The organism is Pseudomonas sp. QC2 (genome assembly GCF_002859085.1).
Taxonomy (GTDB): domain Bacteria; phylum Pseudomonadota; class Gammaproteobacteria; order Pseudomonadales; family Pseudomonadaceae; genus Aquipseudomonas; species Aquipseudomonas petroselini.
The window spans coordinates 490,617-517,453 of the sequence record NZ_PKKS01000023.1; the positions used below are offsets into that span (position 1 = coordinate 490,617).

Annotated in this window: 24 protein-coding genes; 7 read left to right on the forward strand and 17 right to left on the reverse strand. The window is 60.6% G+C overall.

Annotation, left to right across the window (positions count from 1 at the left end):
- Positions 1–56 precede the first annotated feature (56 nt).
- The 3 genes from QCBJ_RS22980 to QCBJ_RS22990 are packed head-to-tail and all read left to right on the forward strand — an operon-like array spanning position 57 to position 4,337.
- Positions 57–1,181 (forward strand): GNAT family N-acetyltransferase, encoded by a 1,125-nt coding sequence (locus tag QCBJ_RS22980; RefSeq protein ID WP_102061667.1) that lies wholly within the window; start codon positions 57–59, stop codon positions 1,179–1,181.
- Complete coding sequence (locus tag QCBJ_RS22985; RefSeq protein WP_012722470.1) at positions 1,181–2,950, forward strand: HAMP domain-containing sensor histidine kinase; 1,770 nt, start codon at positions 1,181–1,183, stop codon at positions 2,948–2,950. Before QCBJ_RS22980 ends, QCBJ_RS22985 begins: the two co-directional genes overlap by 1 nt.
- Positions 2,940–4,337 (forward strand): sigma-54 dependent transcriptional regulator, encoded by a 1,398-nt coding sequence (locus QCBJ_RS22990; RefSeq protein ID WP_012722471.1) that lies wholly within the window; start codon positions 2,940–2,942, stop codon positions 4,335–4,337. The genes QCBJ_RS22985 and QCBJ_RS22990 overlap by 11 nt, the downstream gene beginning before the upstream one ends.
- Positions 4,338–4,467: 130 nt before the next feature.
- Here QCBJ_RS22990 and QCBJ_RS22995 read toward each other — a convergent pair whose 3' ends face one another.
- The 11 genes from QCBJ_RS22995 to QCBJ_RS23045 all read right to left on the reverse strand — a co-directional run bounded on the left by QCBJ_RS22995 (position 4,468) and on the right by QCBJ_RS23045 (position 16,985).
- The gene (locus QCBJ_RS22995; RefSeq protein WP_012722472.1) at positions 4,468–4,806 is read right to left on the reverse strand and encodes a GlpM family protein; all 339 of its coding nucleotides are present in this window, start codon (positions 4,804–4,806) and stop codon (positions 4,468–4,470) included.
- On the reverse strand, positions 4,806–6,155 hold the full coding sequence (locus tag QCBJ_RS23000) for a sigma-54 dependent transcriptional regulator (protein WP_012722473.1): 1,350 nt from the start codon (positions 6,153–6,155) through the stop codon (positions 4,806–4,808). Before QCBJ_RS23000 ends, QCBJ_RS22995 begins: the two co-directional genes overlap by 1 nt.
- Positions 6,152–8,053 (reverse strand): sensor histidine kinase, encoded by a 1,902-nt coding sequence (locus QCBJ_RS23005; RefSeq protein ID WP_043204857.1) that lies wholly within the window; start codon positions 8,051–8,053, stop codon positions 6,152–6,154. Before QCBJ_RS23005 ends, QCBJ_RS23000 begins: the two co-directional genes overlap by 4 nt.
- Positions 8,054–8,284: 231 nt before the next feature.
- Positions 8,285–9,019 carry an amino acid ABC transporter ATP-binding protein gene (locus tag QCBJ_RS23010; RefSeq protein WP_012722475.1) on the reverse strand — a complete coding sequence of 245 codons (735 nt, stop codon included), beginning with the start codon at positions 9,017–9,019 and terminating at the stop codon, positions 8,285–8,287.
- Positions 9,016–9,687 (reverse strand): amino acid ABC transporter permease, encoded by a 672-nt coding sequence (locus QCBJ_RS23015; RefSeq protein WP_012722476.1) that lies wholly within the window; start codon positions 9,685–9,687, stop codon positions 9,016–9,018. The genes QCBJ_RS23010 and QCBJ_RS23015 overlap by 4 nt, the downstream gene beginning before the upstream one ends.
- The gene (locus tag QCBJ_RS23020; protein WP_046034435.1) at positions 9,687–10,433 is read right to left on the reverse strand and encodes an amino acid ABC transporter permease; all 747 of its coding nucleotides are present in this window, start codon (positions 10,431–10,433) and stop codon (positions 9,687–9,689) included. Before QCBJ_RS23020 ends, QCBJ_RS23015 begins: the two co-directional genes overlap by 1 nt.
- Before the next feature lie 195 nt (positions 10,434–10,628).
- Positions 10,629–11,555 carry a glutamate/aspartate ABC transporter substrate-binding protein gene (locus tag QCBJ_RS23025; protein ID WP_010212760.1) on the reverse strand — a complete coding sequence of 309 codons (927 nt, stop codon included), beginning with the start codon at positions 11,553–11,555 and terminating at the stop codon, positions 10,629–10,631.
- Positions 11,556–11,859: 304 nt separating this feature from the next.
- Positions 11,860–13,398 (reverse strand): glycerol-3-phosphate dehydrogenase, encoded by a 1,539-nt coding sequence (gene glpD, locus QCBJ_RS23030; protein WP_102061668.1) that lies wholly within the window; start codon positions 13,396–13,398, stop codon positions 11,860–11,862.
- Positions 13,399–13,701: 303 nt separating this feature from the next.
- A complete protein-coding gene (locus tag QCBJ_RS23035; protein WP_017526345.1) occupies positions 13,702–14,457 on the reverse strand; it encodes a DeoR/GlpR family transcriptional regulator in 756 nt (251 codons plus the stop codon).
- 83 nt (positions 14,458–14,540) lie between these two features.
- Positions 14,541–16,046: a glycerol kinase GlpK gene (gene glpK / locus QCBJ_RS23040; RefSeq protein ID WP_046034437.1), complete on the reverse strand. Its 1,506-nt coding sequence runs from the start codon at positions 16,044–16,046 to the stop codon at positions 14,541–14,543.
- 81 nt (positions 16,047–16,127) lie between these two features.
- A complete protein-coding gene (locus tag QCBJ_RS23045; protein ID WP_012722481.1) occupies positions 16,128–16,985 on the reverse strand; it encodes an MIP/aquaporin family protein in 858 nt (285 codons plus the stop codon).
- Between the two features lie 328 nt (positions 16,986–17,313).
- Between QCBJ_RS23045 and ybaK the strand changes: the two genes are divergently transcribed.
- Positions 17,314–17,784 carry a Cys-tRNA(Pro) deacylase gene (gene ybaK / locus QCBJ_RS23050; RefSeq protein ID WP_012722482.1) on the forward strand — a complete coding sequence of 157 codons (471 nt, stop codon included), beginning with the start codon at positions 17,314–17,316 and terminating at the stop codon, positions 17,782–17,784.
- 136 nt (positions 17,785–17,920) lie between these two features.
- Here the strand turns inward: ybaK and QCBJ_RS23055 are convergent, their stop codons facing one another.
- Together QCBJ_RS23055 and argF are read right to left on the reverse strand one after the other, a co-directional pair.
- Positions 17,921–19,030, reverse strand: coding sequence for an ABC transporter ATP-binding protein (locus QCBJ_RS23055; protein ID WP_012722483.1), 1,110 nt, complete (start codon positions 19,028–19,030; stop codon positions 17,921–17,923).
- A complete protein-coding gene (argF, locus tag QCBJ_RS23060) occupies positions 19,027–19,947 on the reverse strand; it encodes an ornithine carbamoyltransferase (protein WP_012722484.1) in 921 nt (306 codons plus the stop codon). Before argF ends, QCBJ_RS23055 begins: the two co-directional genes overlap by 4 nt.
- A 433-nt stretch (positions 19,948–20,380) precedes the next feature.
- On the opposite strand from argF, the gene QCBJ_RS23070 reads away from it, so the two are divergent.
- Both QCBJ_RS23070 and grxD read left to right on the forward strand, forming a co-directional pair.
- The gene (locus tag QCBJ_RS23070) at positions 20,381–22,489 is read left to right on the forward strand and encodes a molybdopterin oxidoreductase family protein (RefSeq protein ID WP_102061669.1); all 2,109 of its coding nucleotides are present in this window, start codon (positions 20,381–20,383) and stop codon (positions 22,487–22,489) included.
- A 77-nt stretch (positions 22,490–22,566) separates the two neighbouring features.
- The gene (gene grxD / locus QCBJ_RS23075) at positions 22,567–22,905 is read left to right on the forward strand and encodes a Grx4 family monothiol glutaredoxin (protein ID WP_012722486.1); all 339 of its coding nucleotides are present in this window, start codon (positions 22,567–22,569) and stop codon (positions 22,903–22,905) included.
- Between the two features lie 79 nt (positions 22,906–22,984).
- Here the strand turns inward: grxD and bfr are convergent, their stop codons facing one another.
- On the reverse strand, positions 22,985–23,455 hold the full coding sequence (bfr, locus tag QCBJ_RS23080) for a bacterioferritin (RefSeq protein ID WP_012722487.1): 471 nt from the start codon (positions 23,453–23,455) through the stop codon (positions 22,985–22,987).
- Positions 23,456–23,656: 201 nt separating this feature from the next.
- Positions 23,657–23,875: a bacterioferritin-associated ferredoxin gene (locus QCBJ_RS23085; RefSeq protein ID WP_010564137.1), complete on the reverse strand. Its 219-nt coding sequence runs from the start codon at positions 23,873–23,875 to the stop codon at positions 23,657–23,659.
- A gap of 243 nt (positions 23,876–24,118) precedes the next feature.
- On the opposite strand from QCBJ_RS23085, the gene QCBJ_RS23090 reads away from it, so the two are divergent.
- Complete coding sequence (locus QCBJ_RS23090; RefSeq protein ID WP_003172097.1) at positions 24,119–24,721, forward strand: peroxiredoxin; 603 nt, start codon at positions 24,119–24,121, stop codon at positions 24,719–24,721.
- 337 nt (positions 24,722–25,058) lie between these two features.
- Here the strand turns inward: QCBJ_RS23090 and rnt are convergent, their stop codons facing one another.
- Positions 25,059–25,730: a ribonuclease T gene (gene rnt / locus QCBJ_RS23095; protein ID WP_010564138.1), complete on the reverse strand. Its 672-nt coding sequence runs from the start codon at positions 25,728–25,730 to the stop codon at positions 25,059–25,061.
- A complete protein-coding gene (gene pyrC / locus QCBJ_RS23100; RefSeq protein WP_102061670.1) occupies positions 25,727–26,773 on the reverse strand; it encodes a dihydroorotase in 1,047 nt (348 codons plus the stop codon). Before pyrC ends, rnt begins: the two co-directional genes overlap by 4 nt.
- Between the last annotated feature and the right edge of the window lie 64 nt (positions 26,774–26,837).

Here is a 26,837-nt window from a genome sequence, read left to right on the forward strand (position 1 = left end):
CGGCTTCGCCCCCCAGCGCGGGGCAAGCCCGCTCACTACAGAAATAAGGGACCGAAGTGATTACCGCCCAAGCCTTCCCGACCATCCGGGCCATCCAGCGCAGTGCCTGGAACGACTGCTTCCCCGGTGCCCTGGAGGACTGGGACTATTACGTCGCCGTGGAAAACGCCGCTATCGATGATTTCCAGTGGCGCTACCTGGCGGTTTACCAGGATGGAACGCTGGTGGCCGTGGCCGCCGCGTTCATCACTCATTATCGCCTCGACACCACGGTGTCGGGCGCCGGCAAGCGCTTGACCGAGCGTGTGGAGCGACTGTGGCCGGGGCTGTTGCAACTGGGGCTGTATGCCCTGGGTTCGCCGGTGGCCGAACGCTGCGACGCTGGTTTCGCCAGTGGCGTGCCGCAGGCGAGTCGTGCGCTGTTGCTCCAGCACCTGCTGCAAGCTGCACGCCGGGATGCCGATGACTTTGGTATCGGCCTGGTGGCGGTCAAGGACGCGCCGAGCAAAGACCCGCACTGGCTTGAGAGTTGCCGGGCGGCGGGCTTCCAAAGCATGCCGAGCTTGCCCACGGGCGTGTTGCCGCTGCCCTATGGGTCGGTGGACGCCTACCTGGGCTCGCTGGGCAAGTCCACGCGCAAGGACCTGCGCCGCAAACTGCGCGCACCAGGGCCGCGGGTGGAGTGGCGGCGCACTATCGACGACGTGCTGCCCGACGTGATGCGCTTGTACGAGGCCACGCTGACGCGTGCCGAATTGCAGTTCGAGCGACTGCCCGCCAGCTACTTCACTGGGGTGCTCGAACGGCTGGATGAGCGCGCGGTCTGTGTTCTTTACTGGGTGGACGAGCAATTGGTCGCGTTCAACCTGATCCTGGTGGACGAACACCGGCTGGTGGACAAATTTTTCGGGCATGACGTCGCGTTCACCCGCGACTACAACCTGTACTTCCGCAGCTGGCTGACCAACGTCGACTACTGTATTCAACACAATATTGCGTTGTATGAGTGCGGACAGGCCGGGTATGCCAGTAAGCTGCGCCTGGGCTGCGAGTTTCAGGGTAACAGCGTGTTTTTCCGCCACCGCAACCGGCTGGTCAACGGCCTGCTCAAGCTTGTAAAACTGTTTATTCGACCGGATCGTTCCGACCCTGCCATGGCTGCTGCGATGAGCGAAACCTGATGATCACCAAGACCCGCCAGAAAGCCCGCCCCTTTGCCATTTCGCGTTGGAGCGTCCAGCGCAAGCTGGTGCTGGCCTTCTGGTTGGTCAGCGTGATTCCCACCATGATCGCGGCCGAATTGGCGGCGACCACGTTGTCGCAGATCTTCGACAGCAACGTGCGCATCTGGCTGCAGGAGTCGACCAAGATCGTCAAGGACGAGATCGGCGACATCCTTCACGACAACGCGCGCATGGCCAAATTGTTCCTGCGTTACACCAGCCCGCCGTCGAGCCGGCAAGCCGCCAAGCACGACCGGCTGACTGCCGACATTGCCGACGCCACCGATATCGACGTGGTGGCGCTGATCCGCGTCAGTGACCACAAGCTGGTGTTCAGCACCGCCGCCGATGACATCGTCAAGCAGATCAGCCTGGCCAACAACACGGTGTTGCAGACGGTGCAGGTGGGGGGCGTATCCACCGGCATTGTGGTCTCGACCTTCGAGACGACCCAGGACGGCGTCGACTATTTGCTGCTGGTCGGGACCTACCTGGACAGCAGTTTCCTCACCAGTGTGGCCGATGTGCATTCCCTCGACCTGCGCCTGTACCTGGCCAACCCCGACGGGTTCTCCGAGATCTTTTCGACCCAGCGCTTCGAGGACCATCCTTCGCGCATTCCCAAGAACGTCGAAACCGCGATGCGCAGCACCAAGCAGCCCAGCGAGCAGTTCACCAATAACTACAGCGGGTTGTACTGGCCGATCTTCAACGACGCCGGCGACTTGCAGGGCGTGATTTTCAGCGGCCTGCTGCGCCACACCAGCCTGGTCGGGCTGGTGAACCAGAGCAATCTGTTCGTGTTGATCTTCCTGCTCAGTTCGGCACTGTCGCTGGCAGCGGGGGTGTTGGTGTCGCGGCGCCTGACCAAGCCGCTGCGGGACCTGTCCCAAGGCGTGAGCGCAGTGATCTCCGGCGATTACGCGCACCGCGTGGTGGTGAGCGGCGGCGACGAGCTGGCGCAGCTGAGCAGCACTTTCAACCACATGACCGAGCGCCTGGGGGAGTTGCATCACCTCGAAGCGCAGTTGCGTCGGCGTGATCGCCTGCACGCCTTGGGCGAGGTCGCCATGGGCCTGGCCCACGAGATCCGCAACCCGCTGGGCATCATCAAGACCGCAACGCAGCTGCTGCACCGCCGCGCGGATCTGGCGGACACCGACAAGCGCCACCTGGAATACGTGATCAGTGAAGTCAGCCGCATCAACGACCTGATCACCGAATTCCTCGACTTCGCCAAGCCCAACCCACCGCTGCGGGTGTTGCAGCCTGCGCGACCCTTGGTGGAAGAAATCCTCGGCTTCTGCGCCCCGGAACTGGCCACCCATAACATCGACGCGCACATCGATGACCAGGCGCCGGGGGCGACGATCTACGCGGATGCCAAGCAACTCAAGCAGGCGTGCCTCAACCTGATTATCAACGCCATCGACGCGATGCCCGAAGGCGGGCGCCTGACCCTGGGCATTCGCACGCTGGACGACACTACCGTGATCAGCATCGCCGACACCGGCCAGGGCATTCCGGCAGACATGATCGAGCGTATCTTCACGCCATTCGTCACCACCAAGGCGTCCGGCACCGGCCTGGGCCTGGCCAAAGTCTATTCGATCATGGAAAGTCACGACGGCAGCATCGAATGTGCCAGCGAGAAAGATGCCGGCGCCACCTTCAGCCTGTACATTCCGGCGATGGGCGAAGACGACGAGGACAGTCATGACGCATAACATTCTGGTAGTCGACGACGAACCCAAGCTCTGCGACCTGCTGGCGTCGGCCCTGGGCCAGAACAACGTGCAGGTGTTTATCGCCGGCAACGGCCTGCACGCGCTCAAAGTGCTGGAGCAGGAAGACATCGACCTGGTGATCAGCGACTGGCGCATGCCAGGCATGGACGGGCCGGCGCTGCTGGCCGAGATCAAGGTGCGTTACCCGCATGTGCCGGTGATCGTGATGACCGCCTACAGCACCGTAAAAAACGCCGTGCAGTCGATGCGCAACGGCGCCTACGACTACATCGCCAAGCCGTTCGACATCGACGAGCTGGACATCACTGTGGCCAAGGCCCTGCAGTTTCGCGACATCATGCGCGACAACGCGCGCCTGCGTGCCGAGCTGGACGAGCACGCACAGTTCGACAGCCTGGTGGGCGACAGCCCGGCGTTTCGCAAAGTGCTGCAAGCGGTGGACTCGGTGCGCGACAGCAGCGCCACCATCCTGCTGACCGGCGAAAGCGGCACCGGCAAGGAAATGGTCGCCCGCGCGATCCACAAGCACGGCAGCCGTGCCGACAAACCGTTCGTGGCGGTCAACTGCGCGGCCATCCCGGAAGGGCTGCTGGAAAGCGAAATGTTCGGCCATCGTAAAGGCGCGTTCACCGGCGCCGTGGCCGACCGGGTAGGGCGCTTCCAGCAGGCCGACAAGGGCACGCTGTTTCTCGACGAAGTGGGCGACATGCCCCTGGCGCTGCAGGCCAAGATCCTGCGTGCGTTGCAGGAGCGGGTGATCGAACCGGTGGGCGATCCTCGCGAGCGCAAGGTGGACGTGCGGGTCATCGCCGCCACCAATAAGAATTTGCTCGAGGCGGTGGCCAACAAAGAGTTTCGTGAAGACCTGTATTACCGCCTCAACGTGTTCCCGATCCCGCTGCCGGCCTTGCGCGAGCGCGTGGAAGACATCGCGCCACTGGCCCGCCACTTCGCCCAGACCCTGAGTGCCACCGCCGGCAAACGTATCACCGGTTTCAGCCCGGAGGCCCTGCAGGCCATGGCCGCGTATCACTGGCCGGGCAATATCCGTGAGCTGCAGAATTGCGTGGAGCGCGCGACCATCGTGGCCGCAAAGCCGGTGATCGAGGACATCGACTTGCCGGGTTACCTGTTTGCGTCCAGGCCGAGTGAGGGCGGCGTGACGGCGATCCTCAGCGACGGGCCGGGCATTCCCCAGGATTTGGACGCGGCGCTGGCGGAGGTGGAGAAGGCCTATATCCTGGCGGCGTTGCAGGAGAGCAACGGCGTGCAGGCTGCGGCGGCGGCGAAGATCGGGATATCCGAGCGAAGCTTTTGGTATCGCCTGAAGAAGCTGGGGATTCAAGTGGACAAAATAGTCCGCTGACCTATCTGACACACCTCAATTCAAATGTGGGAGCTGGCTTGCCTGCGATTGCGGTATGTCTGGGCCAGATGAGTTGACTGATACACCGCTATCGCAGGCAAGCCAGCTCCCACAGTTTGATCGAGTTGTGTCAGGTGTGGACGCGTACCCAGATGCTGACCAGGACGGTTGCGGCCATCAACCAGGCGACAGCCGCAACGGCGAGTGACGCTTCCAACCGCATCCGATCCACCATCACATACAACGTCGCCAGGTACACAAAGTACGGAATGATCGACCACATCCCAAACAGGATCGTGGTCTTCAAGTCGTCCACCGAACGGCCCTTGCCGACGATGTAGTGGGCGATCAGCGCAAAGGTCGGGAACAGCGGCACCAAGCCTGCGATGTAATAGTTTTTGGTTTTGGCCAGCGCGGCCAGGATCAACACCACTGCCGCGCCCAGGGCGGCCTTCAATACCAGGTCCATCAGTGGCTCAGTCCGTATTTCTTGACCTTGTCGAACAGCGTGGTCTTGGCCATCCCCAGTTCCTGGCTGGCCTGGGTCAGGTTGCCGCCGCTGCGTTGCAGGGCATCGTTGAGCAGGTTGCGCTCGAAGGCTTCCACCGCTTCGGTAAACGCCAGGCCTTGGCTGCCGCTGCTGGCGCCGCTTTTCTTGAAGGCGGGCAGGCCGAGGGCGAAGCGTTCGGCGACGTTGCGCAGTTCGCGCACGTTGCCGGGCCAATCGTGGCTCATCAGGCTGGACAGGGTCTGGTTGTCCAGTTCAGGCGCGGTGCGGTCGAAACGCAGGGACGACTGCTGCAGGAAGTGTTCGAACAGTTGCAGGATGTCTTCGCGGCGCTCACGCAGCGGCGGCAGTTCCAGGGTCACCACGTTGAGACGGTAGTACAGGTCGCTGCGGAACTGGCTGGCGCGGCTCAGTTCATCGAGGTCGGACTTGGTGGCGGCGATCACCCGGCAATCCACTGCCACGCTCTGGTTCGAACCCAGGCGTTCCAGGGTGCGTTCCTGCAACACCCGCAGCAACTTGATTTGCAGGTTGATCGGCATGCTTTCCACTTCGTCGAGGAACAGCGTGCCTTCGTGGGCGTGTTCGATCTTGCCGATACGACGCTTGCCCGCGCCGGTAAAGGCGTTGGCTTCGTGGCCGAAAATCTCGCTTTCGAAGAGGTTCTCCGGCAGCCCGCCGCAGTTCAGGGCGACGAACTGGTGCGAGTGACGCCGACTGAAATCATGCAGGCAGCGCGCGACCAGTTCCTTGCCCGTTCCGGTCTCGCCTTCGATCAGCACGTTGGCCGAGGTGTCGGCGACGTTGGCGATCAGCTCGCGCAGGTTCTGCATGGCCGGCGAGCGGCCAATGATGCGGCCTTCCAGCGAATCACGCTCGGCCAACTGGCGGCGCAGCGACCAGACTTCCCGCGCCAGCCCGCGCTGCTCCAAGGCACGACGGGCGACGTCGACCAGGCGTTCGGGGGAGAAGGGCTTTTCCATGAAGTCGTACGCGCCGTTGCGCATCGCGCCGACGGCCATGGAGATGTCGCCATGCCCGGTGATCAGCACCACCGGCAGGCTTTTATCCAGGGCCTTGAGGCGTGTGAGCAACTCCAGGCCGTCGATGCCCGGCAGGCGGATATCGCTGATCACAATGCCGGCGAAGTTCTCGCCGATGCGCTTCAACGCCTCTTCGGCACTGCCCACGCCGACGCTGGGAATATCTTCCAGGGCCAGGGCTTGCTGGCAGCCGAGCAGCACATGGGGGTCGTCTTCGACGATCAACACGGTGAGGTCGTCTTTCAGGGCTGTAGCGTCTGTATTCATGTCGACTCAGCTTTTTGAGCGCCCGCCAACGGCAGACACAAGACAAAGGCCGTTCCACCACTGGCCGGGTGTTCCACGGCAAGGTTACCGCCGGTGGCCGCCGCGAGGCTGGCGGACAGGGTCAGGCCCAGGCCCAGACCTTGCTCGCCGGGTTTGGTGGTGAAGAACGGTTCGAACAAATGCTTGCGGGCCTCGGGGTCGATGCCATGGCCATTGTCGCGCACTTGCAGGCGGTATTTGCCATCGACGGTGCTGCCTTCCAGCCACAGTTCCGGGGCTGGTTGGGCTTGCATGGCGTCGAGGGCGTTGCCGATCAGGTTGACCAGGATCTGCTCCAGGCGCGTCTGGTCGATTTGCAGTTGGGCATTGGAAAAGTCGCGATGCAGGGTCAGCGGCAGGTTGTCCAGGCGTGCGCCGAGTACCTGGAACGCGGCGTCCACCGCCTTGGCCAGGCTCGCTTCGCCTTGATCGTCACCGCGTCGGGCAAAGGAGCGCAGGCTGGCGGTGATGCGGCCCATGCGGTCGATCAGTTCGTTGATGGTCTTCAGGTTGGCGCTGGCGGTGTCCAGGGCGCCGCGCTCAAGGAAACGCACGGTGTTGCCGGACAAGGTACGCAACGCGGCCAGGGGCTGGTTCAGTTCATGGGCAATACTGGTCGACATCTGGCCGATAGCCGCCAGCTTGCCGGCCTGCACCAGCTCATCCTGGGCGCGACGCAGGGTTTCCTCGGCCTGGCGCCGTTCGCGGATCTGACCCTTGAGCCGTTCGTTGCTGGCGCGCAAGTCGGCGGTGCGTTCGGCAATCCGTCGTTCCAGCTGGCTGTTGGCTTCCTGCAGGGCTTCGCGCGCGGCGAGGCGCGTGGCGATGACTTTACGCCGCTCGTTCCAGGCAATCAGCAAAAACGCCACCAGGCCAAACGCGACGGCTACCAGGATGCCCTGATTGATCGCGGCGCGGCGCAGGTCGTTGAGCGGGGTGAGCAGGGTGAAATTCCACGGCGTGTCGTTGAGCGGTCGGGTTTGCGCCAGGTAGCTGACTTCATGCTCGTCATTGACCACTTCGCTGTTGGCCGGGAAGGTCAGTTTCTCGCTGACTTCGTTGAGGCGCTCGCGGGCCAGGGGTTCCAGCTCGTTCAAGGTTGCCCAGTAATATTGCAGGCTGTGGGCCAGGCGTTCCTTGGTGTCATCGCTCAGCGGGCGTACGGCCTTGAGGCGGCGGGCCGGGTCGCTGGAGAGGATGATGATGCCGTTCTCGTCGCTCACAAACGCTTCGAGGCGGGCGCGTTGCCAGCGTTCTTCCAGGGCTTCGAGGCGCACCTTGACCACGGCGACGCCGATGATCTTGCCGTGCTCTTCCAGGCCGTGGGCCAGGTAATAACCGGGTTCGCCGTTGGTACTGCCGATGCCATAGAAGCGGCCGGGCTGGCCACGCACGGCGTTCTGGAAATAGGCACGGAAGGACAGGTCTTCACCTTGGTAACTGTCGGCATCGCGCCAGTTACTGGTGGCCAGCACGCGGCCGGTGGTGTCCATCACGTAGATGGCCCGACTGCGACTGCGTCGGTTCAGGCCTTCGAGGTAATCGTTGACGGTCTTGCGGGTTTCCTGGTTCGGGTCGGCCAGCAGCGTGGAGACGCTGGACTCCAGCTCCAGCAAGCTGGGCAGGTAGGTGTATTTGCTCAGTTCGCTTTCGACGGTACGGGCATGCAGCTCCAGCTGGCGTTCGCCGGTGTCGCTGAGGGTGCGGATGCCGTAGTACTCGCTGATCCAGAAGCCGATATAACCCAGGCCAATCATCAGGGCGACGATCAACGGCGGCAGGAACAGTTGGCGGATCAGACGTGGTTTCACGGCAAGTGATGGCGGTGCGGCGCGAAATTGGTTGGGGTCGCATTTCATCACAGATGCCTTGGGTCAGCTACCAATGTGAATACAGGGATCTTTGGTTGGGAAGGCTGATTGTGGCGAGGGAGCTTGCTCCCGCTGGGCTGCATAGCAGCCCTGAAAACTGACGAGCGCAATTCTTCAATGGAAAAATCAGTCGCCTGTTTTGGGGCCGCTTCGCGTCCCAGCGGGAGCAAGCTCCCTCGCCACAGACAAGCCTCTCAGCACTGCCTGTATTCACCGCACTTAGTGCTGCAGGATTTTCTCAAGGAAGTGCTGCGCGCGTTCGGAGCGGGCGCTGATGTCGCCGAAGAATTCTTCCTTCGGGCAGTCTTCGATGATCTTGCCGGCGTCCATGAAGATCACGCGGTCGGCCACTTTGCGGGCGAAGCCCATTTCGTGGGTCACGCACATCATGGTCATGCCTTCGTGGGCCAGTTGCACCATCACGTCGAGCACTTCGTTGACCATTTCCGGGTCGAGGGCCGAGGTCGGTTCGTCGAACAGCATGACGATCGGGTCCATGGCCAGGGCGCGAGCAATCGCCACACGTTGTTGCTGACCACCGGAGAGCTGGCCCGGGTGTTTGTGGGCATGTGCCGACAGGCCGACGCGCTCCAGCAGTTGCAGGCCCTTCTTGGTGGCTTCTTCCTTGCTGCGGCCAAGCACCTTGATCTGCGCGATGGTCAGGTTCTCGGTGATGGTCAGGTGCGGGAACAGTTCGAAGTGCTGGAACACCATGCCCACGCGCGAGCGCAACTGCGGCAGGTTGGTCTTCGGGTCGGCAATCGAGGTGCCGTCGACGACCACGTCGCCCTTTTGGAACGGTTCCAGCGCGTTGACGCACTTGATCAGGGTGGATTTACCCGAGCCAGACGGCCCGCACACCACGATCACTTCGCCTTTTTTAACCTCGGTGCTGCAATCGGTCAGCACCTGGAAGTCGCCATACCACTTGTTGATGTTCTTGATAGAGATCATACGGCAAACCTTTTTTGCAGACGCTTGACCAGCAGCGAGGCGGAAAAGCTGATGATGAAGTAGACGACACCGGCGAAGATCAGGAACTCATTGGAGCGGCCGATGATGTCGCCGTTGGAACGGGCGGAGTTGAGGAAGTCCACCAGGCCCACGGTGTAGACCAGCGAGGTGTCCTGGAACAGGATGATGCTCTGTTGCAGCAGCAACGGGGTCATCTTGCGGAACGCCTGGGGCAGGATGATCAGGCGCATGGTCTGGCCATAGGTCATGCCCATCGCCTGTGCCGCCGCCATCTGGCCCTTGGGGATCGACTGCACGCCGGCCCGCACGATTTCGCAGAAGTACGCGGCTTCGAACATCATGAAGGCCACGACGCAGGAGGTGAACGCACCGATCGGGGTGTCTTCGCCGGTGATCCAGCGCAGTACGAACGGCACTGCCAGGTAGAACCAGGTGATCACCAACAGCAGCGGGATCGAGCGGAAGTAGTTCACATAAGCGCCGGCCACCCGCGACAGCAGTTTGCTGGAAGACAGGCGCATCAGCGCCAGGATCGTACCCAGCGCGATACCGCCGACCACGCCCATGACCATCAACTGCAAGGTCATGACCATGCCGTTCCACAGGCCCGGGATGGCGGGGATGATGCCGCTGAAATCGAATTCCATTATTTACCCCCCACGGAGATCAGGCCGGGCACGGCGACTTTCTTCTCGACCACGCGCATCAGCAGCATCAGGCTCATGTTCAGGGTGAAGTAGATCAGCGTAGCCAGGGTGAAGGCTTCAAACAGGTTGGCCGAGAACTCGGCGGTCTGTTTGGTTTGCGCCAGCAGTTCCATCAGGCCGATCAAGGACGCCACGGAGGAGTTCTTGAAGACGTTGAGGAATTCCGAGGTAAGCGGCGGAATGATGATCCGGTAGGCCTGGGGCAGCAGCACGTTCCAGTAGATCTGCGGCAGCTTGAAGCCCATGGCGCGCGCGGCGGATTCCTGGCCACGTGGCAGCGCCTGGATGCCGGTACGCACTTGTTCACACACACGGGCGGCGGTGAACAGGCCCAGGCACACGACAACGCTCAGGTAGGCCGAGGTGGTCGGGTTGAGGTCTTGTTTGTACCAGTCCTGCAGGTTCTGCGGCAGCATGTCGGGTACCAGGAAGTACCAGATGAACAGCTGAACCAGCAGCGGCACGTTACGAAACAGTTCCACGTAGCAGGTCGCGATGCCTGATACGAGGCGGTTTGGCACCGTGCGCATGACCCCCAGAATGGAGCCCAGCAGCAAGGCGATAATCCATGCCACGACGGCAATGGCGATGGTCCAGCCCAAGCCGGCGATGTACCAGTCGAGATAAGTCTCGCTGCCCACGCCGGTGGACTTGAAGAACACGCCCCAGTCCCAGTTGTAATTCATTAGGGTCTCCCCTCGAGATCGATCGATGTACAAGCACCCGCTTGGGGAAAATCCATTCCCGCCCGACGATGAACGCCAGGCACACGCGATCGGCTCGAAAACCGCCAGGTCGAGTGTTCCAAAAATAAAGCCAGCAGGTAGTAACAGACGCCTGAGGGAGGGTTGGCTCCCTCAGGAGATAAGCTTAGTCAGGTATCAGATTTTTACGTCAGGCGCCGGCTTGTCGCTTGGGTTAGCGATCAGCTCCTTAACCTTGTCGCTCATCGGGAAGTTCAGGTTCAGGCCTTTTGGTGGGATCGGGCTCTCGAACCACTTGCTGTAGATCTTGTTGATTTCGCCGGATTTGTACAGGGCAACGATGGCGTCATCGACCGCTTTCTTGAAGGCCGGGTCGTCTTTACGCACCATGCACGCGTAGGCTTCGAAGGACTGCGGAGTACCGGTGATGACCCAGTCGTCCGGCTTCTTGGCCTTGGCTTCTTCACCGGCCAGCAGGGCGTCGTCCATCATGAAGGCAACGGCGCGGCCGCTTTCCAGCATCTGGAAGGATTCGCCGTGGTCTTTGGCGGAGATGACGTTCATGCCCATCTGCTTGTCGGCGTTCATCGCTTTGATGATGCGCTCGGACGTGGTACCGGCGGTGGTCACGACGTTTTTGCCTTTCAGGTCAGCGAAGTCGGCGTAGCTCGGCTTGCCGTCCTTGTCTTTCTTGACCAGCAGACGGGTACCGATTTCGAAGATGTTGACGGTGAAATCAACTTGCTGGGCGCGTTCGGCGTTGTTGGTGGTGGAGCCGCACTCGAGGTCCGCAGTGCCGTTCTGGATCAGCGGAATACGGGTTTGCGAAGTGACCAGGTTGTACTTGGCCTTCAGGTCGGGCTTGTTCAGGTCTTTTTTCAGTTGCTCGACGACGGCCAACTGAATGTCGTGGGAGTAGCCCACGGGTTTGCCCGAACCATCCGCGATGTAGGAAAACGGAATGGAGCTGTCGCGGTGAGCGAGAGTGATGGTGCCGGAGTCGTTGATCTTCTTCAGCGTGCCGGTGAGTTCAGCGGCAAACACTGGCGTGCTGATCAGAGCGGCAGCGATAGCTGCGCCCAGAATATGGGGAACGATGCGCATCAATACTTCCTCGACATTTGTTTTTTTTATGAAGCCGGCTAAACGGCTCTCTTGTACAGCGAATGCCCGTGACGGCTCCTGAGGCGTCTCAGGCAATCGTCCAAGAGTGTAGAGCATGAGTCGTGCCAGGCCAGGATTAAAAGGTTAATTGGTTGATTTTTAAGAGGATTAACTTTGTATGACAGGTAATTTTTAATCCTTGGGTCCGGCAAACCGAATACGCCGGGGTGCGGTGTTCGGAAAACCGAATGCCAAAAAAAGCCCCTGGACCTTACGGCGCAGGGGCTTTTGTGGGCGTGAGCTGTCAGGCAGCTTCAATCTTGCTGCGGTTCTGCTCAACTTTGGACAGGTAGCGCTGCACGTTGTCCTGCTCTTGCGGGGTGGTGAACAGGCCGAGCTTGGTACGGCGCCACAGTACGTCCTGAGGGTGGGTTACCCATTCTTCGGCGCAGAGGTAATCGACCTCACGGGTGTACAGGCCGCCACCCAAGTGGTCGCCCAGGTCGGCCAGCGATTGCACGCCTTCCAGCAGGCGCCAGGTGCGGCTGCCGTAGGTGGTGGACCAGCGACGGGCAATCTCGCTCGGTACCCAGTCAAATTTGTCGCGAATGGCTTCGGCCAGGGCTTCGGGCGTGGTCATGTCTTCGCCACCGGGCAGGCTGGCCTTGGCGGTCCAGCTTGGACGCATCTGAGTGAAGTACGGGGCCAATTGCGCCATCGCCGACTCAGCCAGCTTGCGATAAGTGGTCAACTTGCCGCCAAACACCGACAGGATCGGTGCCTCGCCCGTGCCGCCGGACAGCGCCAGGGTGTAGTCGCGCGTAATAGCCGACGGGTTGTCCGACTCGTCGTTGCACAGCGGGCGCACGCCGGAGTAGGTGTGGACGATGTCGTCGCGGCTCAGTTGTTTCTTGAAGTGAGCGTTGACCACCTTGAGCATGTAGTCGGTTTCACCTTCGGTAATCGCCACTTTTGCCGGGTCGCCGGTGTATTCACGGTCGGTGGTACCGATGATAGTCAGGTGATTCAGGTACGGAATGGTGAAGACGATGCGCTGGTCTTCGTTCTGCAGGATATGCGCGTGGGCGCCTTCGTACAGTTTCGGCACGATCAGGTGGCTGCCTTGGATCAGGCGGATGCCGTACGGTGAGTCCAGCTTCAGGTCGTCCTTGATGAACTTGGCGACCCACGGGCCGGCGGCGTTTACCAGGGCGCGGGCGCGGATCGAGAACAGGCTGCCGTCGGCGCGTTCCATGTTCATTTCCCACAGGCCCTTGCTGCGGTGTGCGCTCACGCAGCGGGTCTGGGTATGGATGTGCGCGCCTTTTTCGCGGGCGGCCATGGCATTCAGCACCACCAGGCGGGCGTCATCGACCCAGCAGTCGGAATATTCGAAGCCTTTGGTGATTTCGCTTTTGAGCGGGCTGTCAGGGCCGAACTTGAGGCTTTTCGAACCGGCCAGTTTCTCGCGCTTGCCCAGGTGGTCGTAAAGGAACAGGCCGGCGCGGATCATCCACGCCGGGCGCAGGTGCGGGCGGTGTGGCAACACAAAGCGCATCTGCTTGACGATGTGCGGTGCTTTGGCCAACAGCACTTCGCGTTCGGCCAGGGCTTCGCGCACCAGGCGGAATTCGTAATGTTCGAGGTAGCGCAGGCCGCCGTGGATCAGCTTGCTGCTGGCGGAAGAGGTGTGGCTGGCCAGGTCGTCCTTTTCGCAAAGGAATACCGACAAACCGCGACCGGCTGCGTCTGCTGCAATGCCGACGCCGTTGATCCCGCCACCGATTACGGCAACGTCGTAGACTTCGGCAAGCGGTGGAGCAGGCAAGGTAGAAGGGTTCATCGGCTGGCCTCGCGATCTTTTTCGTATTGGAATTCGAACATTAATGTTCATTTGCGAAAATGGTAGCTGATAAACGCGGGCACAGCCACCCAAGTTCGATTGAAAAAACTCATCGAAGGGCGGGAAAAGGAAAATTTGTGAACATCAATGGGGGGTGGAGCTACTTTTGTAGTGAGCGGGCTTGCCCCGCGCTGGGTGGCGAAGCCGCCCTAAACCCAGGCGTCGCCGTCGCTCAGATGCACTGCGGTGGCCTTATTGGGGCGGCTTCGCCACCCAGCGCGGGGCAAGCCCGCTCACTACAGGTCACACTACTTCCAATCTGACCTTATGCTCATTCAACAATTGCACCAGCGCTGGCACCGGCTGTTGATCGGTCACCAGACAATCCACCAAACTGATCGGCCCCAGGCGAATCATGGCGTTGCGCCCGAATTTGCTCGAGTCCGCCGCCAGGATCACCTGACGGGCATTGGCGATAATCGCCTGGGAAACCCGCACTTCCTGGTAGTCGAAATCCAACAGGCTACCGTCTTCATCGATCCCGCTGATGCCCACCAAGGCAAAGTCGACCTTGAACTGGTTGATGAAGTCGACACTCGCCTGGCCCACCACACCGCCATCACGGCGCACATTGCCGCCGGTCAACAACACATCGAAGTCGTCCTTGGCGCTGAGCATGGTGGCGACGTTGAGGTTGTTGGTGATGATTTTCAGGTGGTTGTGGTTGAGTAACGCACGCGCGATGGATTCGGTGGTGGTGCCGATATTGATGAACAGCGAGGCGTGATCAGGGATTTGCGCGGCGATGGCTTCGCCGATGCGCTGTTTCTCGTCGCGCATCTGGTCGGCACGCATAGCGTACGCGGTGTTTTCGACACTGGAGTCATAGGCCGCGCCGCCGTGGTAGCGGCGCAGCAGATTGGCGTCCGCCAGCTGGTTGATATCGCGGCGGATGGTTTGCGGGGTGACAACGAACAGCTGCGCCATTTCCTCGATACTGACGTAGCCGCGTTCGCGGACCAGCTCGAGGATTTGTTGTTGGCGGGGAGGCAGATTCATGGGGCGTCCTTTGGGCTGCCATACAAAAGTGGCCCATGATGACGCAGGAATCCGCTCCCTGCCAGTTACAACCTGACGTTGGCTTATTCAGCGCCTTCGTGCGGCTCCCAGTCACGGGTGCGGCTGACCGCTTTTTGCCAGCCGGCGTAGAGCTTCTCCTTGGCGCCCTCGTCCAGCTGCGGTTCGAACTCGCGCTCGATCACCGCCTTGCCGCGCAACTCATCCAGGCTGCCCCAGAAGCCGCACGCCAGGCCGGCCAGGTAGGCCGCGCCCAATGCGGTGGTTTCGCGCATTTGCGGGCGCTCGACCTGGGTGCCGAGGATGTCGGCCTGGAACTGCATGAGGAAGTTGTTGGCCACCGCGCCACCGTCCACGCGCAGGGCCTTGAGGCGTTCGCCCGAATCCTGCTGCATGGCGTCCAGTACATCGCGGGTCTGGTAGGCAATCGACTCCAGGGCGGCACGAATGATGTGATCCACGCGTACGCCACGGGTCAGGCCGAACAACGCGCCACGGGCGTAGGGGTCCCAGTACGGAGCGCCCAGGCCGGTGAAGGCCGGGACCAGGTACACGCCGTTGCTGTCCTTGACCTTGCCGGCGAAGTATTCGGTGTCGGTGGCATCGGCGATGATCTTCAGCTCGTCACGCAACCACTGTACGGTGGAGCCGCCGTTGAATACCGCGCCTTCCAGAGCGTACGCCACTTCGCCACGCGGGCCGCAGGCGATGGTGGTGAGCATGCCGTGGTTGGATTTCACCGCTTTGTCGCCGGTGTTCATCAGCAGGAAGCAACCGGTGCCGTAGGTGTTCTTGGCTTGGCCGGCTTCGACGCACATCTGGCCGAACAGCGCAGCCTGTTGGTCACCCGCGATGCCGCCGATGGCGATGCCGCTTTTGGTACGGCCGTAGATTTCCGAGGACGACTTCACTTCCGGCAGCATTTCGCGCGGTACGTCGAGGATCTCCAGCATCTTCGCATCCCACTCCAGCGTGTGGATGTTGAAGAGCATGGTGCGCGAGGCGTTGGTGTAGTCGGTGACGTGGGTCTTGCCGCCGGTAAATTTCCAGATCAGCCAGCTGTCGATGGTGCCGAACAGCAGTTCACCGTTACGCGCACGCTCGCGGCTGCCTTCGACGTTGTCGAGGATCCACTTGAGCTTGGTGCCGGAGAAGTACGGGTCGGTGACCAGGCCGGTGGTGTCATTGATGTATTGCTCGTGGCCGTCGCGTTTGAGCTGCTGGCAGATCTCAGTGCTGCGGCGGCATTGCCAGACGATCGCGTTGTAGATCGGGCGGCCGGTGACTTTGTCCCACACTACGGTGGTTTCACGCTGGTTGGTGATGCCGATGGCGGCGACCTGGTCATGGTGCAGGCCGGCCTGCGCCAGCGCTTCGACCATCACTGCGCTCTGGGTCGCGAAGATTTCCATCGGGTCATGCTCTACCCAGCCCGCTTGCGGGTAATGCTGAGTGAATTCACGCTGGGCGGTGCAGACCACGTTGGCGTCGCGATCGAAGATGATCGCGCGGGAACTGGTGGTGCCCTGATCGAGGGCAATGATGTAGTTCTTATTCTGAATGTCGGTCATGTCGATTGCCTTAGACGGAAAATAAGGAAGTAAGGAATCAGCCGGGTCCGCAAAGGGGCAGTGCGGGCCCGGCCGGCGGTATCAGGAAATACGCGTCTTGCCGTTGACAGCCGTGTCAGGTGTTTCTTCAGCTATAGCAGGTGCGGCGCTCGGCAGGTGACGGGCAATCAGCCCGCGATACGCTGCGGCGCCGAGGCATGCGCCGACGATCGGTGCAAAAATCGGTACCAGGAAGTAAGGAATGTCACGACCGCCAGTAAAGGCCATTTCACCCCAGCCCGCGAAAAAGGTCATCAGCTTGGGCCCGAAATCCCGCGCCGGGTTCATCGCAAAGCCCGTCAGCGGGCCCATGGCGCTGCCGATCACGGCAATCAACAGGCCGATCAGCAGCGGGGCCAATGGGCCGCGTGGCAGACCGTTGTTGTCATCGGTAAGGGCCATGATTACGCCCATCAGGATGGCGGTGATGACCATTTCCACCAGGAACGCCTGGGCAGTGCTCAGCAGCGCATGGGGGTAGGTGGAGAACACCGACGCCAACTCCAGGCTGGCTTGGGAGCCGCGCACCATGTGGTGAGTTTGTTCGTAATCGAAAAACAGATTGCTGTAGAGCGTGTACACCAAGGCCGCCGAGCAGAAGGCGCCAGCGATCTGGGCGAGGATATAGAAGGGCAGTTTGCGTTTTTCGAAGTCGGCGAAAATACACAACGCGATGCTGACAGCCGGGTTGAGGTGGGCTCCGGAAATACCGGCGCTCAGGTAGATCGCCATGCTGACGCCGACCCCCCAGATGATACTGATCTCCCACAAGCCAAAGCTGGCACCCGCGACCTTGAGCGCAGCGACACATCCTGTACCGAAGAAGATCAGAAGCGCAGTCCCCAGGAATTCGGCCATGCATTGGCTCGAAAGTGAAGGCTGTTGAAGAGCAGTTGTCATGGAAAACCTCATTTGTTGTTCTTGTCTGGCGCACGACCTCAACGGGCGGTTGCGCGATTTTCACCCTGGCAAGGATCCCCATCCCGGCCACGGCTCACTGCGTGAATGCTGCAGGTGTATTCCTACAGTATTCGGAAACGAAAAAATATAGACAAGAATGACGGCTGTCAAAGGTCGAAAGTGAACTGTCGGTCACTTTCAAACTATTGGTCTGGTGAATGATCACACTTGTCACATGGCACGTGCACCTTAGGAGTGGGCGGACTAGAGCGTTTTGTGCGGGCTTGGCCTAGAATTGGCGATCTGTTTGCCTCGCTCCGGAGACGTCATGACCCCCGCATTGGATTTGTTGAAAAAAGTTCGCGCCGAACATCGAATCCACAGTTACGAACATGATCCCAAGGCTGCTTCGTATGGGCTGGAGGCCGCGGAAAAATTGGGCCTCGACCCGGCGCAGGTGTTCAAGACCTTGCTGGCCAGCAGCGAGAAGGGCGAATTGTTGGTGGCGGTGGTGCCGGTCGTCGGAAGTCTGGATTTAAAAGCCCTGGCTCACGCGGCAGGCGTCAAGAAAGTTGAAATGGCTGACCCGGCAGCGGCGCAGCGTTCCACCGGCTATCTGTTAGGTGGCATCAGCCCGCTGGGGCAGAAGAAGCGTTTGCGCACGTTTATTGATGTGACGGCGCAGCCATTCGCAACGATTTTTGTGAGCGCGGGGAGGAGGGGCTTGGAGGTTGAATTGCCGGCGGTGGTGCTGGCGGAGCATACCCAGGCCAAGTTCGCGCCGATTGGTCGCGCCTGAGACCCGCCTTCGAAGGCTACCGAGGTCCAATGTGGGAGGGGGCTTGCTCCCGATGGCAGTCTATCAGCCAGCTTATCTGTGACTGATACACCGCTATCGGCAGCAAGCCCCCTCCCACATGTTTGACCTGGTTTCGTCAGTGAGCGGCGCTGTGGCGCCGCACGCCGGACTCGCTCTGAGGAATCTGCGCCGCCGTGCTGCCGGACGCCTGGAACAACACCAAGTGTTCGGCCGCCACCCGAATCCCCACATCCGCGCCCACCTGATGGTCTGCATGGCTGGGGAAAATCGATTCCAACTGTGCGCCCGTCGGCAGTTGCAGGCGGTACAACGTCGAAGCACCGAGGAAGGTCTTGCCGACGATCCGTGCTTTCAACGCGCTGTCCGGTGCGTAGACGATGTCATCCGGGCGCAGTAGCACGTCCACCGCGCCGCCGGTAGGCCAGGTGTAGGCCCGGTTGCCGCGCAGCTCACCCAGTTCGGTGCTGACCGATTCCGGCGAGCTCAATTGGCCACGAATGAAGTAACCCTGGCCGATAAAACTCGCGACGTAGGGTGTCTGCGGTTCGTGATACAGGTTGTAGGGCGTGTCCCACTGCTCAAGCCGGCCTTCCTTGAACACACCCACCTGGTCGCTGACGGCAAAAGCTTCTTCCTGGTCATGGGTGACCAGGATCGCACTGGTGCCGCGCGCCTTGAGGATGTCGCGCACCTCGTGGCTGAGCTTGCGCCGCAGCTCGCCATCCAGGTTGGAGAAGGGTTCATCCAGTAGCAGCAATGCGGGCTCCGGCGCCAGGGCGCGGGCGAGGGCTACACGTTGTTGCTGACCACCAGAAAGCTCATGGGGGAAACGCTTGCCCAGGTTCTTCAGGTTTACCAGTTCGAGCAATTCAGCGACCACGCGGTCTTTTCGCGGGTGTTTGCGAATGCCGAAGGCAATGTTGTCAGCGACGCTGAGGTGAGGAAACAGCGCGTAGTCCTGAAACACCATGCCAATACGACGTTTCTCCGGTGCCAGGGTGAACCCGGCACTCGAGATGACTTCACCGGCCAGGCTGATTTCGCCCTCGTGCACCGGTTCAAAGCCGGCAATCGCGCGCAGGGTGGTGGTTTTGCCGCAGCCCGAGGAGCCCAGCAGGCAACCGATATCACCCGCATTGAGGTGCAGGTTGAGGTTCTGCACCACCCGTTGATCTTGATAGCCGCATGCCAGATTGCGCAGGTTCAGCAGTAATTCATGGCTCATGCGTGGTGGTAAGACGGCGGGACGAGAAATTCGAGCAACGCCTTTTGCGCATGCAGGCGGTTTTCAGCCTGGTCCCAGGCGACCGAACGTGGGTCGTCGAGCAGGTCGAGGCTGATTTCCTCGCCACGGTGGGCGGGCAGGCAGTGCATGAACAGTACGTCCGGCGCGGCCAGGTCGAGCAGTTCGCGGGTGACCTGGTACGGCGCAAACAAGGCCAGGCGCTTGGCGGTTTCGTCTTCCTGGCCCATGGAGGTCCAGACGTCGGTGCTGACCAGGTGCGCGCCGACAACGGCGTCCTTAGGATCGCGCAGCAATTGTACGCGACCGTCTGCCTTGGCGAGGAATTCGGCGCTGGGCTCAAAACCTTCGGGGCAGGCGACGCGCAGGTGGAAGTCGAACTGGATCGCCGCTTCTATATAGCTGTTGCACATGTTGTTGCCATCACCGATCCAGGCGACGGTCTTGCCCTGGATCGAGCCACGGTGCTCAAGGAAGGTTTGCATGTCGGCCAGCAACTGGCACGGGTGCAGGTCGTCGGACAGGCCGTTGATGACGGGAACGCGCGAATGAGCGGCAAATTCGGTCACGGTGCTGTGGGCAAAGGTTCGGATCATCACCGCATCCAGCATGCGTGACATGACCCTGGCGCTATCGGCGATAGGCTCGCCACGGCCCAGTTGGGTATCACGCGATGACAAGAAGATGGCTTGGCCACCCAGTTGGATCATGCCGGCTTCGAAGGACACGCGGGTGCGGGTCGACGACTTCTCGAAAATCATCCCGAGCACGCGATTTTTCAAAGGCTCGAACAGTACGCCGCGGTTACGCAGGTCTTTAAGCTCAATGCCTCGACGGATCACGCTGACCAGCTCTTCGGGCGTGCAATCCATCAGGGAGAGAAAGTGCCTTGCGCTCATCATTAACTACCTTTTGCAACAGACCGCAGATACTCAAAGCCTTGTTTATTGTGACAACGGGCGAGACCTGCGGCGAAAGCCGCACGGGGCGACGAAATAGGGGAAGGCGCGATCTTATAATTAAATGTCGCGTCTTACCAATAGGGCTACGGTTTTTAAGGGCGTTCAAGCAGGGCGCCGAGGCGCTTTTGAAGACGAATTCCAGACAGCAGCGGTTCATTTGTACACTGGCGTCGCAACCTTTTGCAATGTGCGGAGGCGGCTGCAGGCCAGGCTGCGTCGGTTTCAGCGCGCGCCTGCGAGGTTTCTGAAACATTTGCTCATGCTTAGCCATGGCCTGGCCTGATGCTTGTCGATTCACGGCACTGACGTTGGTGGTGCCTTGGCCGTCCGCGGGCCATAGTTAGGCCAAAGCCCTGATAAGAGACTGGCCATGACCAAGACTCTCCACCACCGTGCCTGCCATCTGTGTGAAGCCATCTGTGGCCTGACGCTGGAAACCACCCAAGCCGAGGACGGCAGCCTGGCGATCACTTCGATCAAGGGCGACGCCCAGGACAGTTTCAGCCGTGGGCATATCTGTCCCAAGGCCGTCGCGCTGCAAGACATCCAGAATGATCCCGACCGCCTGCACCAGCCCATGCTGCGGGTGGGCAACGAATGGCAGCCGATTGCCTGGGACGAGGCCTTTGCCCTCATCGCCGAACGGCTGGCGGGGATTCAGGCGCGGCATGGGCAGAATGCGGTGGCGGTGTATCAGGGCAATCCCAGCGTGCATAACTATGGGCTGATGACCCACAGCAACTATTTTCTGGGGCAGTTGAAGACGCGCAATCGGTTTTCGGCGACCTCGGTGGACCAGTTACCCCATCACCTCACCAGCTACCTCATGTACGGCCATGGCCTGTTGCTGCCAATCCCCGACATCGACCACACCGACTTCATGCTGATCCTGGGGGGCAACCCGCTGGCGTCCAACGGCAGCATCATGACCGTGCCGGATGTGGAAAAGCGCCTCAAGGCGATTCAGGCACGCGGCGGCAAAGTGGTGGTGGTCGACCCCCGGCGCAGCGAGACGGCAGCCATTGCCGATCAGCATCTGTTCGTGCGGCCAGGCGGTGATGCGGCGTTGTTGTTTGGGGTGCTCAACACCTTGTTCAGCGAAAACCTGACCCGCGACAGCCATCTACCCATTGAAGGCCTGGAGGATGTACGCCGCGCCATTGCAGGGTTCAGCGCTGAGGCCATGAGTCGCCAGTGTGCGGTGCCTGCTGAACAGATCCGAAAGCTGGCGCGGGACTTTGCCGCCGCCGACAAGGCGGTGTGCTACGGGCGCATGGGGGTGTCGACCCAGGCGTTCGGCACGCTGTGCCATTGGCTGGTGCAATTGATCAACCTCGTGACTGGCAATCTGGACCGTGTCGGTGGCGCGCTGTGCACCACGCCGGCGGTGGATTTGGTGGCAGCGACCGGCGGCGGGCATTTCAATCGTTGGCAGAGCCGGGTTTCCGGGCGCCCGGAGTACGGCGGGGAGCTGCCGGTGTCGGCCTTGGCTGAGGAAATGCTCACCGAAGGTGAAGGGCAAATCCGGGCATTGGTGACGGTGGCCGGTAATCCGGTGTTGTCGACGCCTAACGGCCGCCAGTTGGAACAGGCGCTGGATGGTCTGGAGTTCATGGTCAGCATCGACCTTTATATCAACGAAACCACGCGCTATGCCGACCTGATCCTGCCGTCCACGTCGGCGCTCGAAAACGATCACTACGACACCACGTTCAATATGTTCGCGGTGCGTAATGTCACGCGATTCAATCGCGCGATTTTGCCCAAGCCGGAAGGCGCGCTGCATGACTGGGAGATTTTCGTCGGCCTGGCCAAGGCGTTCGCGGCGCAGACGGGGGTTGCGCTCAAACCCACCCTGCCGCCTGCACAGATGATCGACTTTGGCTTGCGTGCCGGGGTGTACGGTGACGCGTCCAGCCATAAGCTGTCCGTGGCAATGCTGGCAGATCATCCCCACGGCGTGGACCTCGGGCCGCTCCAGCCCAACCTTGCCGCTCGTTTGAAGACCGCCGATGGCAAGGTGCAAGCGGCGCCGGCGGTGATCCTCGCCGACCTGGCGCGGTTTGCGGCGCAGCCGGTGCCTGTGGCCGACGAACTGCTGCTGATTGGCCGCCGCCATGTGCGCAGCAATAATTCCTGGATGCATAACTATCACCGGCTTGTGAAGGGCAAGCCGCGCCATCAATTGTTGATGCATCCGGATGACCTGGCCCGTCGGCAACTGAGCGATGGCCAGCGCGTGCGCGTCAGTTCGCGCATCGGCATGATCGAAGTGGAAGTGCTGGCCAGCCTGGACATGATGCCCGGCGTGGTCAGCCTGCCTCACGGTTGGGGGCATGGACGCCCAGGTGTCCAGATGACGATCGCCAGCGAACAACCAGGCGCGAGTGCCAATGACTTGACCGACGAGCGGCAGTTGGATGAGTTATCGGGCAATGCTGCGTTGAACGGCGTTCCCGTGCAGGTAGCAGCCGCCTGAGCACCGCGCGGGAATTTTGCGTTACAATGCGCCACCGTGCCGACCTGTGAGTCGCAAAGTTCCAGCCGAGGTGTTCCATGGATATCATCGAAACGATCAAAGAGCAGATTGCCAACAACACCATTCTGCTTTACATGAAGGGCGCGCCCAACGCTCCTCAGTGCGGTTTCTCCGCGAAGGCGTCCCAGGCCATCATGGCGTGTGGCGAGAAATTCGCTTACGTGGATATCCTGCAAAACCCTGAAATCCGCGCCAACCTGCCGAAGTACGCCAACTGGCCTACGTTCCCACAGCTGTGGGTAGCCGGTGAGCTGGTCGGCGGTAGCGACATCATCGTTGAGATGGCCGCTGATGGTTCGCTGCAAACGCTGGTCAAAGAAGCAGCGGCAAACGCCGCAGCCAAGACTAACGCTTGATGCTTCTGTAAAAAGCCGTGCAATAAAAAGCCCCGCATCTCTAAGAGAGCGGGGCTTTTTCGTACCTGCGTGCTGGGGCTTATTCGCCCATCTGCGATTGCAGGTAGTTTTCCAGGCTGACTTTGTCAATCAGGCCCAGTTGGGTTTCCAGCCAGTCGATGTGTTCTTCCTGGTCTTCCAGGATGTCTTCCAGCAGCTCACGGCTGCCGAAGTCGCCTTTGGTTTCGCAGTGAGCAATGGCGGCCTTGAGGTCGCTGTGGCTCTTGCGCTCAAAACCCAGGTCGCTGCTGATCATTTCCTGGGTGTGCTCGCCGATGTTCAGCTTGCCCAGGTCCTGCACGTTCGGCAGGCCTTCCAGGAACAGGATGCGCTTGATCAGCGCGTCGGCGTCTTTCATGGCCTTGATGGATTCTTTGTATTCACGCTTGCCGAGCTTTTCCAGGCCCCAATCGTCATACATGCGCGCATGCAGGAAGTACTGATTGATCGCGACCAGTTCATTGGCAAGGATTTTGTTGAGTTGCTGGATGACTGAGATGTCGCCTTTCATGACTGGGGTCCTGCCCTGTAATAGCTGTGTATAAGGCGGAGTTTGAGCGGCGAATTCCTTAGTGTCAAACCTAAGTTATTGAATAATAAATGAAAATTAATCGGAATAAGAATGTTTGTGTTCCGCGTCTTGGCGCTAACTAATTGAATTGCGGGCATAAAAAAACCGGACGTTAAGTCCGGTTCTTTAAAACACGCCCAATCAGGCGTGTGTAAATTCTGCTGAATAGGGGAGCGCGGCCTGGGCTGTCTGCAGCTGCGTCAGGGTTTCCCGTACCACTTGCTTGGCGAGGCAAGCACATTTGCCACATTGGCTGGCAACGCCGGTGGTTTCACGCACTTCCTTGTAGCTGCAGCAACCTTCATAGATTGCTTCGCGGATTTGTCCGTCGGTGACGCCAGTACAGAGGCACACATACATAAGGGAGAACCATCGCGGGTTTAAGGCTTAAGTGCGATGGATCTTAATGTTAACGAGAATGATTGTCAAAGTAGATTCGTAGGGTATTGGCTGGCACCGCGCCCGCACTGACGAACGGTTTTTTCAGTGTATGATGGTCGGTCTTCACGAAGCGTGACTGCGTCACAGGGCTGTCGCTTAAACACGGCAGACTCGGGCCGGTCCTTTTACTTCAATCGTCACCCTCACATCAGGAGATATCCAATGAGCGTACTCGTCGGCAAACAAGCCCCGGATTTCGACGTACCCGCCGTCCTCGGCAATGGCGAAATCGTTGACAGCTTCAAACTGTCTGAAGCCATCAAAGGCAAATACGGCCTGGTGTTCTTCTACCCGCTGGACTTCACCTTCGTCTGCCCGTCCGAGCTGATCGCCCTGGACCACCGCATGGACGATTTCAAGGCGCGCAACGTTGAAGTGGTCGCCGTTTCCATCGACTCCCATTTCACTCACAACGCTTGGCGCAACACCGCCATCAATGATGGCGGCATCGGCAAAGTCAAATACACCATGGCTGCCGACATGAAGCACGACATCGCCAAGGCTTACGACGTTGAATCCGAAGGCGGCGTGGCTTTCCGTGGCGCGTTCCTGATCGACGACAAAGGCGTGGTTCGCTCCCAGATCATCAACGACCTGCCACTGGGTCGTAACATGGAAGAGCTGATCCGCCTGGTCGACGCCCTGCAATTCCACGAAGAGCACGGCGAAGTCTGCCCTGCCAACTGGAAAAAAGGCGACAAAGGCATGAACGCTTCGCCGGAAGGTGTTGCGGCTTACCTGACCGAGAACGCTGGCAAGCTGTAAGCCAGAGTCGAGGTACAAAAAAACCGGCCTGTGAAAGGGCCGGTTTTTTTATGTGGAGGAAAAGCCCCTGGGGCAAGCGTGCTTTTTGTGGTGAGCGGGCTTGGTGTGGTGAGCGGGCTTGCCCCGCGCTGGGCTGCGAAGCGGCCCTAAAACCTGCCTGCGAGGTCTAGCTGAATAAATGCGCTCCCTGGATTGGGGCTGCTGCGCAGCCCAGCGCGGGGCAAGCCCGCTCACCACAGTAAGCCCTTTCACCACAACAAGCCCCTTCACCACACTAAGCCCTTTCACCACAGTAAGCCCGCTCACTATAGCGAGTCCGCTCACCACAAAAGCGCTGTTAGTCGTTGAAGTCTTCCCAGCCGCCCATCTGCTTCCAACGGTTGACGATGCCGCAGAACAGCTCGGCAGTCTTCTCGGTGTCGTAGCGGGCCGAGTGCGCCTCGCGACCGTCAAAGTCGATTCCAGCCGCTTGGCAGGCCTTCGCCAGTACGGTCTGGCCATAAGCCAGGCCAGCGAGGGTCGCGGTGTCGAAGCTGGAGAACGGGTGAAACGGGTTACGCTTCATGTCCAGCCGCGCCACGGCGGCATTCAGGAAGCCCAGGTCGAAGCTGCTGTTATGGCCGACCAGGATCGCGCGTTTGCAGCCATTGGCCTTCAACGCCTTGCGCACGCCACGGAAGATATCGGTCAGTGCCGCTTCTTCACTCACCGCCATGCGCAGCGGGTGATCGAGCTTGATCCCGGTGAACTCCAGGGCAGCGGCTTCGATGTTGGCGCCTTCGAATGGCTCCACCCTAAAGAAGTGGGTGTGTTCCGGGAACACAAAACCCTGTTCGTCCATGCCGATGGTGGTCGCCGCGATTTCCAGCAGCGCGTCGGTGGCGCAGTTGAAACCACCGGTTTCTACGTCGATGACAACCGGCAGATAGCCGCGGAACCGCTCGGCCATCGGGTGACGGGAACCGCCACCACTGTGCTCGTGTTCGTCATCGTAATGGTCTTCACTCACTTGCTTTCCTCCAGCAGGCGCCAGCGCAGTGTTTCACCGGCGCGCAGCGGGATAACAGTCAGCTCGCCAAACGGCAGGCTGGCAGGGGCGGTCCAGTCTTCACGGACCAGGGTGATGCGGTCGGTATTCGCCGGCAAGCCGTAGAAGCGTGGGCCATTGAGGCTGGCGAAGCCTTCGAGCTTGTCCAGCGCGTTGCGCTGTTCGAATGCTTCGGCATACAGCTCGATGGCGGCAAACGCGGTATAGCAACCGGCACAGCCGCACGCGGCTTCTTTTGCATGCTGGGCGTGGGGTGCCGAGTCGGTGCCGAGGAAAAACTTCGGATTGCCGCTGGTCGCCGCATCCAGCAAGGCCACCTGGTGGGTGTTGCGCTTGAGGATCGGCAAGCAATAGAAGTGCGGCCGAATCCCGCCCACCAGCATGTGGTTGCGGTTGTACAGCAGGTGATGCGCGGTGATTGTCGCGCCGACGTTGGCCGAGGCCTCGGTAACGAACTGCACGGCATCGGCGGTGGTGATGTGCTCGAACACGACCTTGAGGGTCGGGAACAGCTCGACCACACGGCGCATATGCTCGTCGATGAAGATCTTCTCGCGATCGAACACGTCCACGTCGCCACGGGTGACTTCACCGTGGATCAGCAGCGGCATGCCGACTTCCGCCATGGCTTCGATGGCCGGCAGGATTTTGTCGATACTGGTCACGCCGGAATCGGAGTTGGTGGTCGCGCCGGCCGGGTACAGCTTGGCGGCGTGCACGAAACCGCTGGCCTTGGCCTCACGAATTTCTTCGGGCTGGGTGCGGTCGGTGAGGTAGAGCACCATCAACGGTTCGAAGCGGCTGCCGGCCGGCCGCGCAGCGAGGATACGCTGGCGATAGGCGTCGGCTTGCGCGGCGTTACGCACCGGAGGTACCAGGTTAGGCATGATGATGGCGCGGCCAAAGGTGCGCGCTACATCGGCCACGGTGTGGGGTAACGCAGCACCATCGCGAAGATGAATATGCCAGTCGTCGGGACGCAGCAGGGTCAGGCGGTCGGACATTGGGGATTCCAGGCGGGTCAATCTGGTGGGAATGCTACCGGAAAAGACTCTTGCAGGCACTCGC